Origin of the sequence: Hydrogenophaga sp., from assembly GCF_036675665.1 — a bacterium.
Lineage (GTDB): Bacteria > Pseudomonadota > Gammaproteobacteria > Burkholderiales > Burkholderiaceae_C > Hydrogenophaga.
In genome coordinates, this window is the sequence record NZ_JAKFEO010000033.1 from 1 (window position 1) to 3,133 (window position 3,133).

3 protein-coding genes are annotated in these 3,133 nt (G+C 65.5%); all 3 read right to left on the reverse strand.

Annotation, left to right across the window (positions count from 1 at the left end; genetic code table 11):
* Nucleotides 1-753: ABC transporter permease subunit (locus tag V6M63_RS12655; protein ID WP_332742299.1), on the reverse strand; the 753-nt coding region annotated here is incomplete at its 3' end.
* An 8-nt stretch (nt 754-761) separates the two neighbouring features.
* Nucleotides 762-1,811, reverse strand: coding sequence for an ABC transporter permease (locus V6M63_RS12660; protein ID WP_332742295.1), 1,050 nt, complete (start codon nt 1,809-1,811; stop codon nt 762-764).
* Nucleotides 1,804-3,133 (reverse strand): sugar ABC transporter ATP-binding protein (locus V6M63_RS12665; protein WP_332742297.1); only part of this gene is annotated, 1,330 nt, incomplete at its 5' end. The genes V6M63_RS12665 and V6M63_RS12660, both read right to left, overlap by 8 nt.

The window sequence follows — 3,133 nt, forward strand, 5'->3', positions numbered from 1 at the left end:
GAAAGTGAAGATCACGCCCGCCAGCGCCGAGCAAAAACCCGAGAGCGTATACACCCCCACCAGCGTGGCGCGCACCGGCAGGCCCATCAGCAGCGCCGACTGTTCGCTGCCGCCAATGGCGTACACCGCGCGGCCAAACGAAGTGCAGTGCGCGATGAACACCGCTGCGAGCAGCACCCCGGTGGCAATCAGCGCGCTGATGGAAAGAGAAGCGCCTTCCCACAGGGGAATACGCAGCTGCGACACTTCTGAATAAAACTCGTTGGTGATGCTGATGGAGTCAATGCTGATCAAATAGCACAGGCCGCGCGCGAGGAACATGCCCGCCAGCGTCACGATAAAGGGCTGCAGCCGGAAGCGTTCGATCAGGAACCCCATGAGCGCACCGAAGGCCGTGCCCATGAGCAACACCAGCGGAATCACCACGGCCGGGCTCCAGCCGTGGTGCTCCACCAGCGCGGCCGACACCATGGTGGTCAGCGCCATCACCGAGCCGACTGACAGGTCAATGCCGCCCGAGAGAATGACAAACGTCATGCCCACGGCGGCGACGATCAGAAAGGCGTTGTCGATCAGCAGGTTGAGAAACACCTGCGCCGAGAAAAAACCGGTGTAGAGCACCGAGCCCATCGTTGCCATGGCCACGAAAAGCGAGATGGTTGCCGCCAGCGGCAGGTACTTGGGATTGAAGCGCAAACGCAGCGGCGCCGCGCCTTGCCCGCTTTGCGCCCCGGCATCGAGCCGCTCCAACATCGTTTCACTCATGACCGCAGCTCCCGCGCCACCGGGCGCCGCACCCACATGCCCACGGTAGCCCGAAACTCGGGCGACTGCAGCAGCATCACGGCAAACACCACCACCGCCTTGACCACCAGATTGATCTCGGGCGGCACGCCCAGCGAGTAGATCGCGTAAGTCAGGGTCTGAATGATCAAGGCGCCGATCACGCTGCCCACCAGGCTGAAGCGCCCACCCGTGAGTGCCGTGCCGCCCAGCGTCACGGCCAGGATGGCGTCGAGCTCGAGCAACTGGCCCGCGTTGTTGCCATCGGCGCTCTTGACGTTGGAGCTGATCAACAAGCCCGCAATGCCCGCACACAAACCGCAGAAGGCATAGGCGGCAACGATCAGCCGTCGCGCCTGTATGCCGGCCACGCGCGCCGCTGTCGGGTTGATGCCCACCGCCTGGATGAACAGCCCCAGGGCCGTGCGCGTCACGGCCAGGTACAGCACGGCGAACACCATTGCCACGATGAAAAGCGAGACGGGCAGGCTCAACAAGTAGCCGCCACCCAGAAAGAAGAAGGGTGCGTAGTAGATGGTGATGATCTGTCCGCCGGTGATCAGCTGTGCGATGCCGCGGCCAGCCACCATGAGGATCAGCGTGGCGATGATCGGTTGCATGCCGACCCTGGCCACCAGCAGTCCATTCCACAGTCCGCACAGCAGCGCGATGCCCAGCGCCGCCAGAATCGCCAGCGGCATGGGGAAGCGGCTCACGTTCCCCGACACCGACCCGCCTATCATCCAGGCGACCAGCGCAGCCGCGATGGCCACCACGGCACCCACCGAAATGTCGATGCCGCGCGTGGCGATCACCAGCGTCATGCCCAGCGACACCAGCACCAGCGGCGCCGCGCGGTTGAGGATATCGATCAGGCTGCCATAGAGATGGCCGTCGCGCCATTCGATGTGCAGAAAACTCGCGTTGAACGCCGTATTCACGGCCAGCAACAGTGCCAGCGTCAGCAACGGCCAGGCGAGGCGATGCCGCAGCGCCGCCGTCAGGAAGGGTGAAGCGGCGTCAGACATGTTCGGCGGCGATCAGTTCATACACGGCGTCTTCGCTGCTGCCCGCAGGCAGTTCGCCCACTTTGCGGCGGTCGCGCAACACCACGATGCGGTGCGCCACGCGCACCACTTCGCTCATTTCGGAAGAGATGAAAACCACGGCCATGCCGGCCTGCGCCAGGCGCAGGATCTGCTCCATGATTTCCTGCTTGGCGGCCACGTCGATCCCGCGTGTGGGTTCGTCCAGGATCAGCAGGCGCGGCTCGGTCGCGAGCCAGCGCGCGATCACGGCCTTTTGCTGGTTGCCGCCCGACAGCAGACCGATGGGCGTGTCCACGCTCGCGGTCTTGATGCCCAGCGCCTGCACAAAGCGCTCGGCCAGCGCGGTCTGCTCGGCCCGCGACAAAAAGCGGCGAACGCCCATGCGGGCCTGCAGCGCCAGTGCGATGTTTTCCCGCACCGACAGCTCGGCCACGATGCCGTCGATCTTGCGCTCCTCGGGGCACAGCGCCAGGCCGCGCCGGATGGCATCGGCGGGGCTGGAAAACGTCACGGTCTGGCCATCGATCTTGAGCACGCCGCGATCCGGCGCTTCAAGGCCAAACAGCAGCCGCGCCAGCTCTGTGCGCCCCGCGCCGAGCAGCCCGGCCAGACCCACCACCTCGCCGGCACGCACGCGCAGGTCCACCGGCTGCAACTGGCCGCTCTGACCCAGGCCCTCGGCTTGCAGCAGTGCCGGTGCTGCTTCATCAAACACAGGAGACACCGCCGCGCTGGCGGATTGCGCCGCCAGCTCCCGGCCCAGCATGGCGGCGATCAAGGCCTGGGGCCCCAACTCGCTGGCTGGCCACTCGCCCACCCAGCTGCCGTTGCGCAACACCGTGATGCGGTCCGACACCGCATACACCTGGTTAAGAAAGTGGGTCACAAAAACGATGGCCAGGCCGTCGTCGCGCAGACGGCGCAACACCTCAAAGAGCTTTTGCACTTCGTCGTCGTCCAGGCTGGAGGTGGGCTCGTCGAGGATCAGCACTTTCGATTCCACGCTGATCGCGCGTGCTATCGCCACCAACTGCTGCACTGCGACCGGATAGCTGACCAGCAAGCGCGTAACGTCAATGTCCAGACCCATGCGCGCCACCAGCGCGCGCGCGCGGTGGTTCACCGCCGCCCAGTCGATGCGGCATCCCTGCGCGATGCCGCAACGCGGATAACGGCCCGCAAAGATGTTCTCCGCCACCGAGAGATTGGGGCAGAGATTCACCTCCTGGTAGACCGTGCTGATGCCCAGGCGTTGGGCGGCCAGGGGCGAGTCGGGCCGCACCGGCTTGCCGGCAAGCCGC